Raw genomic sequence first — 7731 nt, 5'->3', positions numbered from 1 at the left:
GAAGCGTGGCCTCCTGGACGTCGAACAGGGACTGCAGGACGGGATCCGCCTTGCGCGCGGCGGGCTTCGGAAGAGCCTTGGGCATGGGTAATCCCACCGTATACACGGCTTCCCTCGGGGGGAAGCACGGGTTTCGGGGCCCGAGTGTCAGGCAGTCGCGGGTCCAGGTCCGCCCTGGGAGGTCCACCGGGGGGCGTGCTATCAAGCCTCATGCCCAGCACGCAGCTCGCAGCCCCGCAGCTCGTCATCAACAGCCGCATGCTGTACTCGAGCTGGATTCCCGCCGACCCCAAGGCCACCGCCGCGCTGCTGCCCCCCGGGCTCGCGCCGGCCGCCAACCGGGCCCTCTATATGAACCAGTACGTCGTCGACTCGGCGGACCAGACGTCGAGCTTCGGCGCCTACTCGCTGACGTACCTGGGGGTGGACCTGGCGGACCACACCGCGCCCGATGGGGTGACGCCGGGACGCTTCTTCACCCACTACTTCAACTCCTCGGAAGTCGTGCGGAGCTACGTGCTCGAGCGCGGCGTGCCGGCCTCGCCGGGCACCACGACGCTGGAGCTCACCGGCGGCGAGCTGGTGGCCACCACGCGCGTGGACGGCGTGCCCATCATCCGCACCGTGGCCCGGGTCGGCTCGCGCATCGCCTCGGTGGCGCGCGGCCACCTCCTGTACGTGACGCGCGTGAATGGCAGGCTGATGGGCGGCAACTACCCCTACGTGGGGGAGATCGCCGCGGACTTCGAGCTCGTCTCCCTGGAGTTCCTCGCCAAGGATCACCCGGTGTACGCGCTGCGGCCGGCGAGCCCGCTGCAGCGGGTGGAGGGCTGGTGCTGGTACGCCCCCCGGGACTCCTTCGTCTACCCGGGCGGCGAGTACGAGCTGCCGAGGAAGTAGCGCCCTCCCCTCGCCGTCAGGAGGCGGCCGGGCCGGGCAGGAAGACCCGGAAGGTGGTCCCCCGGCCCGGCTCGCTGTCCACCTCGATGCGCCCGCCCATCGCGGTGATGATGCCGTGGCAGATGGAGAGGCCCAGCCCGGTGCCCTCGCCCACCGGCTTGGTGGTGAAGAAGGGATCGAACAGCCGGCCGAGGTTCTCCCGCGGAATTCCCACCCCGGTGTCCCGCACCGCCACCACCACCCACCCCTCCTCGTACCTCGTGGAGAGCTGGACCTGGTGGGCCTCCAGGTTGCCGTGGGGGATGGCCTGGGCGGCATTGACGAGCAGGTTGAGGAAGAGCTGTCCGAGCCGGGACTCGTTGGCGTCCACGGGCGGCACCTCGCCGTAGTCCTTCACCAGCCGCGCGCGGTGGCGGATCTCACTCCAGGCCATGTTCACGCACGAGTCGAGCACGGCCCGCACATCCACCGCGCCCCGCTGCTCCTCGTTGCTGCGCGAGAAGGTCTTCAGGTCCCTCACGATGTCGCGCACGCGATCGCTGCCGGAGATGGCCTCCTTGAGCGCGGTGCGGACCTCCTGCCCCCGCTCTCCGGCCACCCCCTCGCCCGACTCGGCCAGGGCGGACAGCTCGTCGTCCACGAAGCGCAGGTTGCTCAGCATGTAGGACAGCGGGTTGTTGATCTCATGGGCCACGCCGGCGGCCAGCGTCCCCAGCGAGACCATGCGCTCGGTGGCCAGCAGCTTCTCCTGCACCTGCCGGCGCTCGGTGATGTCGCGGGCGATGGAGACCACCGTGGGAAGCCCCTCGCGAAGGATCGACACCGTCACCACCTCGCCCAACACCCGCCGCCCCTCGCGGTGCCGGAACTGCGCCTCGTGGGGTGCGTTGGAGGTGGAGGGCATGGTGAGCGCGGCCTCGTAGCCGGGCAGGACGAGCTCCTCCACCGGGCGACCCTCGAGCGCCCCCACGTTCTCATGCCCCAGCAGGCCGACGGCGGCGGGGTTGGCGAAGACCACCCGGCCCTCCCGGTGCAGGAAGATGGCATCCGGGGTGCTCGCCACGAGGGTGCGGAAGCTCTCCACCGAGCGGCGCAGCTCCTCCTCGGCGCGGCGGCGCCGCTGCTCGGTGCGCAGGCCCTGGAGCAGGGCGCAGCACGTGGCCAGGAAGGGCTGGAGGAAGGAGATGACCTCGGCGTCATAGCCCCCGGGACGGTTGGCGATGCCCACCATGCCCACCAGCTCCGTGGCCGAGTGGAAGGGCAGGCCCAGGAAGGAGCACAGCGGCGGGTGGCCCTCGGGCAGCCCGCCCCGGCGCGGATCCCCATACGGCGTGTTGGACACCACCGGCGCGCCGCTCGTCATGACGGCCCCGAAGAGCGTCTGGAGGTTGCGGAACTCCATGCCCTTGGGCGCCTCGCGCGCGTAGAACTCCCGCAGCTCCGACGTCCAGGCGATGTTGGTGATGGCGTGGGTGCGCAGGTAGGGCTTGCCCTCGGGGGTGCGCAGCACCTCGCCGATGAAGCCGTACTCGCTGGACGTCAGCTTCAACAGCACCGACAACAGCTTGTCGAACAGCCGGTAGGGCTCGTGCCCCCCCATGAACTCCGTCTGCACCTCGGTGAGCGCCTGCAGCAGGAGGTTGCTGGCGCGCAGCGCCTGCTCCGCCGAAGTCTCGCCACTCACCTGTGTCTCGATTTCCGGGGCCCCCGGCCCGGCGTGACTGGGGTGATTGGGCACATCCATCTGTCCGCTCACGCACTCGCTTGCCAGCGTGGATTGAATTCTCACGATTTACGAAAACGATACAAAGGACAACCCCTCTCGCTCCGGAGTGAGTCCAGCTCCACCGTGCGGCCTTCCGGGTGTTGAGCGCAGGACCCCGTGCTGGATCCGCTGAACAACTAAAGCGCCGGAAGGTGGGGCGCGACCCCTCCCTCGAAAACGAGGCGCGTCAGGGCGCTGGAGCACCCATCGTCAGCACTCCCGCCGCAGCACCTGTTCACGAGGGGGAGGACGGCTTGCAGGTACCCACGCGCGCCACGTTGCTCGAGGAGCTGGACTCACTGGGGTACGGGGCGCGCCTCGCACGCGTGGCCACGCTCGGGCGGGAGGCCCGGGGGAGCCCCTCCCTCCCGACGCTGCTGGCGGAGCTGGTGGCCGGGGACGCCTACGAGGCCACCCTCGCGCTGGTGATGGCCCGTGCCGCCCGCGAGGACGCCGCGCTGCTCCGAGGGCTCACCCACCCTTCCCGCTCGGTGCGGGCGCGCGCCGCCGCCTACGCCGGCACCTCCCTCCGGAACGACGCCGCCCTCGAACAGCTGCTCCCCGAGCTGCCCTCCCAGACGCGGCGACGGGTCCTCAAGGGCGTGGGGCTCGCCAGACGTGAGACGCTCGCGGCCCGGCTCCTCCCGAGCGTCCGCGCGCACCATGGCGACAACGAGGCGGCCCTCCTGCTGCCCGCACTGGAGGCGGAGGGCGTGCGACGCCATCTGCCGGAGCTCGCCCATGCCGTACGGGCCTGGGGCACGCTGGTGCACCGCCATCCGGACGTGGTGCTGGCCTTCCTCCAAGCTCAATTCACCGAGGCCTCCCGGTGGGAGCGCGACAACCTCTTCGTCACCTGGCGCCAGCCCCTGGCCGTGCTGACCCTGCTGCGCGGCGAGGCGGTGCTCGCCCTCGTGCGCGAGTACACCTCCCCCTGGTCGTTGCCCGTCGTGGTGGTGGAGGCCATGCCCCGGCTCGCGCGGCGGCACCCGGAGCAGAGCAGCCAGCTCCTCACCCGGCCCGCCTATCGGGAGTCCCTGCGCGGCAGGGTCCTTCGCAAGGGCGTGCTCCGGGAGGTGGTGAGGTCCTTCTCCTCCGCGCAGCGCGGCGCCCTCGTACGCGCCCTGAAGGACTCGGAGGTCCTCATCGAGCTGCTCCGGATGACGCCGCCCTCGGAGCGGGCCGACCTCTACACCCAGTCCTTCGCCCAGCACTTCAACGGCCTCCCACCTCGGGAGCTGGTGGACGAGAAGCTGCTCGCCGTCCTCCCCGACGCCCTGCGCGATGCCGAGGCGGCGCGGCTGCTCGACTGGAGCAAGGGGCGGGACAACCGCGTCCACCTGCTCTCCACGCTGGCCTTCCGCGCCATCGAGCACTCGCGTGGGCCGCTGCGGGAGGCCGCCTTCGCCAGCAAGGCCGAGGATCGGGCGCGAGCGCTCGCGCTCCTCGTGCGCAGCACCGCCCTCTCGCGCCGGGGCATGACGGAGACGCTCGCGGAGCTCTCCTCCCGTCTGAGGAACGAGCAGGATCCGGTCCGCCGCGAGGTCCTCCAGGAGCTCCGGAAGGTCCCGGCCTCCCTCTTCACCCCCGAGCACCTCCCCTTCCTGGAGGCGCTGGTGAGGGACACCCAGGAGGCCCGAGATGCCTCGGAGGTCACCCTGGCCGCGCTGCAGCACCTGGCCGAGGAGCTCGTCCGCGCCCACGTCACCGAGCACCGGAGCCCCCTCTTCCAGTTCGCCCTGAAGCTGCTGGAGCGGCGGCTCACCGGACAGGACGAGGAGTCGGGCCACCTCCGGTTCGATGACCTGCCCCACGGTGCCGAGCACCACCTCGTCGCCGCCCTGCTGCCGCGGATCCGCGCCGCCGGCTTCCAGGAGCGCTGCCTCCTCGTCCTCAACCTGTGCGAGGCGCTCGGCCGGCGCGCATGGAACGTGGACATGCTCCAGGCGCTGCTCGAGCCCCTCACCGAGGCCGAGACGTCCTGGCACGCGCACCGGGCCATCCAGCTCTGGCTGGAACCGCCCCGGACCCGCGACGTGCGTGTGCGCAAGCTGCTGGCGCGGGACGCCTCGGCCGCCATCGCCTTCCCCCAGGTCGCCGAGCACCTCCACCGCTACCGGCAGGAGTGGCTGGACCCCTACCTCGACGGGCGCCCCATCCAGGGCCGCTTCAGCACGAACGAGGCGCTCTACGACTACCGGCTGTTCCGGAGTGGCTTCCACCGCTGGCTGCCCCGGCAACAGGCGCGCTACCGCGACCTGCTCCTGCGCATGGCGAATGGCGAGGTGCGCTGCTCCTGGGAGCGGGTGGAGCTGCTCGACGTCCTGACCCGGATTCCCGCGGTGACGGAGCAGTACCTGCTGCCCTTCCTCGGATGGCATGACGTGCCCACGATGGAGGCCGCGCTCGGCGCGCTCGCCTGGCTGGACCAGCCCACGCCCGCCCTCCCCGTGCTCCTGGAGCACCTGGACGGGGACCGCGCCCGGGTGGCCATGGACGCGGTGCCCCGGGTGGCGGAGGAGCTTCCCCCCGACACCCGCACCGCCGCGCTGGCCACGCTGCTCACGCGCGACCGGCTCAAGGTGACGGTACATAAGGAGGTGGTGCGGCTGCTCGGCACCGCCCGCGATGCCCGGTCCGTGGCCCTGCTCCACCAGCAATGGGAGCGGCCCAGGCTCCACCGGGACGTGCGCATCGCGGTGGGCCACGCCGCGCGCCGGCTACTGGAGACGGAGGAGTCCGCCTGGGAGATCCTGGAGGCCATGGCTCGAGACCCGGACACGTACGTGGCCGCGAGCCTCCTCGGGCAGCGTCCCGAGTTCCTCCCCGCCCGGCTCCGTGCCCGCTACGCCGCGCTCGTCCTCCACCTGGTGGGCCACCCCGAGCCCGATGTGCGAAGCCAGGCCAGCACGGCACTGACGGCGTGGGCTCCCGTCCGAGAGGAGCAGGTGGCTCGGACCCTGGTGGCGCGCATCCAGGAACTCTCCAGCGGTGCCGGGTGGAAGGAGGCCGTCGAGACGCTGGTCTCGGTGGCGCGCGAGGGGCACGCCTTCGAGCAGGTGGTGGCCTGCGCGGCGGGGCTCGTCTCCGCGCCCGTGCCGGTAGCGCATGACGCGGGGACCGAGAGGGATCTGCCCGCCCGCCAGCGCCTGGAGCACCTCTGCACGAGACTGTTGGACCTGCCTCGCCCGCTGCTGCCGCGCCTGCGCTCACGCTTCGCGGAATTGTCACGCGTCCTCGATCGGGACGCGTCGCTGTGGCCCCTGTCGGCCCGGCTCCGGCTCTTCCCCGTGCTCTGCGGCAAGGACGCGGCCGCGCTCACGGACGTACTGCGGGTGCTCACGGCGGAGGTGTGCGAGGAGCCCCTCTTCGCCCCGGTGCTCGCGTCGATGGTGGGCGCCGCGGTGGAACTCCCATGCGGCGAGTACCCGCCGGAGTTCCTGCTGGACGTGGCGGCCCGGGTGGAGGCCGAGGCCCCACTCATCGCACTGGAGCTCGTCCGCGTGGCGGGGAATCGTCAGTACTGGCAGGGAGACGCAGCCCGGCGGCACTTGCGCACGCTGCGCCAGCATCCGCGCCTCTCCGTCCGCACGGCGGCCCTGACCCTCAAGACCGTGCTGGAGTGAGCGGAACGACCCGGTTCCGACACCTCCCGGGCGCGTTCTTGAGCAACCTGTACACTTAGTGGACAAGTTCGCGCGATGCGCGACCGGAAGGGGCCCACGAGGTGGCGCCTTCACGCTTCACTCGAAGCGCATCAGGCCGCGACGGAGCCGCGCGCACTCTTCTTCCGGGAGCGGCCCTGGCCCCCCTGGTCGCGCGGAGGCCCGAGCACCCGGTCCGCGGGGATGCCGGCATCGAGCGCCTCGCGCAGCATGGGAGACAGCCCGTCCAGCAGCACCAGCACCGAGGCGTTCGTCCAGGCGAAGCCCAGCGTCCGCTCGGACCGGGGGGCCAGGAGCGCACCGCGATCCGCGCCCTGGTTGCCGTACTCCACGGGCACCTCGGCCGACCGCCTCACCACGTCGTACTTCTCCTTGATGAGGCCGTTGTGGCTCCCCGCGATGTCCAGCACCATCGACAGCCAGCGGTAGGCCACCGCATCGGCCTCGGCGTGGAAGCCGTAGCGGCGCAGGCCCTCCACCGCGATGATCTGGTGCGGCGCCCAGCCGAAGGGCCACTCCCACTGGAGATCCTCTCCGCCCGCGGCCTCGCGTGAGGCCCGGGTGGTGGCGGTCAGCCCGCCCTCATTCAGGAAGCGCGGGAGCGCGGCGGCCACGGAGGCGGCCTCGTCTCGGGAGGCCCAACCCGTCCACAGCGGGTAGAAGGTGGCCACGGACTCGTAGCGCGAGCGGCGCCCGGTCATGAACTGGTGGTCGAAGAACAGGCCCCGCTCGGCATCCCAGAAGCGCGCGCGCATGGTGCGCGCCCGAGCCCGCGCCGCCTTCGCGTACCGGGCCGCCCGCAGCGAGTCCTCCCCCTCCACCAGCCGCAGCAGCCGGGCGAGGTCGCTCTCGTACTGGAACAGCAGCGAGTTGAGGCACACCGGCTCGTGGTGGTGCGTGGCCGTGCCGAAGCGGTGGCACATGTCCCAGCCGCTCTCGCGGATGGCCCGGTCGTGGCGGTGGAACTCGGCGTCGTCCGGCCGCGACACGTAGAACGCGGACAGGTCCTCGGCGTCGGGGCCCTCGGCGTCGTCCTTGTAGCGGGAGAGCCCGCTCGGGGTGGCGCGAGCGCCGGTGCGGAAGACCTCCTCCAGCTCTTGCTCGGCCGCCTTCACCACGCGCTTGAGCAGGCGCCGGTCCGCGCGTGCCGCGTGGAGCTCCAGCGCGAGCCGGGGCATCAGCGGCGGCTGGGTCCTCGACAGGTGGTAGCTCAGGTTCGAGTTGGGGATCTTCCCGTAGTGCTCGATCTCGTAGAGCTGGTTCTCCAGCAGATCCCGCGCCAGCTCGGGACGGTTGGAGGCCAGGGCGCCCCGGGCGTTGAAGTAGCTGTCCCAGCCGAACATCTGCACGAAGCGGCCGCCGGGGACGATGTAGGGGCGCGGCAGGAAGAGCATGCCCGGC

At 71.7% G+C, this 7731-nt stretch carries 4 protein-coding genes; 2 read left to right on the top strand and 2 right to left on the bottom strand.

The annotated features are described in order from the left end of the window. Nucleotides 1–210 precede the first annotated feature (210 nt). A complete protein-coding gene (locus tag VF697_RS13600) occupies nucleotides 211–900 on the top strand; it encodes a hypothetical protein (protein ID WP_331094997.1) in 690 nt (229 codons plus the stop codon). Nucleotides 901–916: 16 nt separating this feature from the next. On the opposite strand, the gene VF697_RS13595 is transcribed toward VF697_RS13600, so the two are convergent. Beyond that, entirely contained in the window at nucleotides 917–2584 is a 1668-nt protein-coding gene (locus tag VF697_RS13595) for an ATP-binding protein (protein WP_331094995.1), read from the bottom strand. 335 nt (nucleotides 2585–2919) lie between these two features. Between VF697_RS13595 and VF697_RS13590 the strand changes: the two genes are divergently transcribed. After that, nucleotides 2920–6291, top strand: a complete 3372-nt coding sequence (locus VF697_RS13590; protein ID WP_331094993.1) for a hypothetical protein — start codon at nucleotides 2920–2922, stop codon at nucleotides 6289–6291. Nucleotides 6292–6422: 131 nt separating this feature from the next. Here the strand turns inward: VF697_RS13590 and VF697_RS13585 are convergent. Beyond that, nucleotides 6423–7731: trehalase family glycosidase (locus VF697_RS13585; protein WP_331094991.1), on the bottom strand; the 1309-nt coding region annotated here is incomplete at its 5' end.

The sequence above is a fragment of the Archangium sp. genome (genome assembly GCF_036388035.1).
Classification (GTDB): domain Bacteria; phylum Myxococcota; class Myxococcia; order Myxococcales; family Myxococcaceae; genus Archangium.
This window is presented reverse-complemented; position numbering and strand designations above follow the sequence as displayed.

Coding starts and splice junctions, on each gene's coding strand:
- VF697_RS13600 (WP_331094997.1), top strand. CDS start 211: ATGCCCAGCACGCAGCTCGCAGCCCCGCAGCTCGTCATCAACAGCCGC.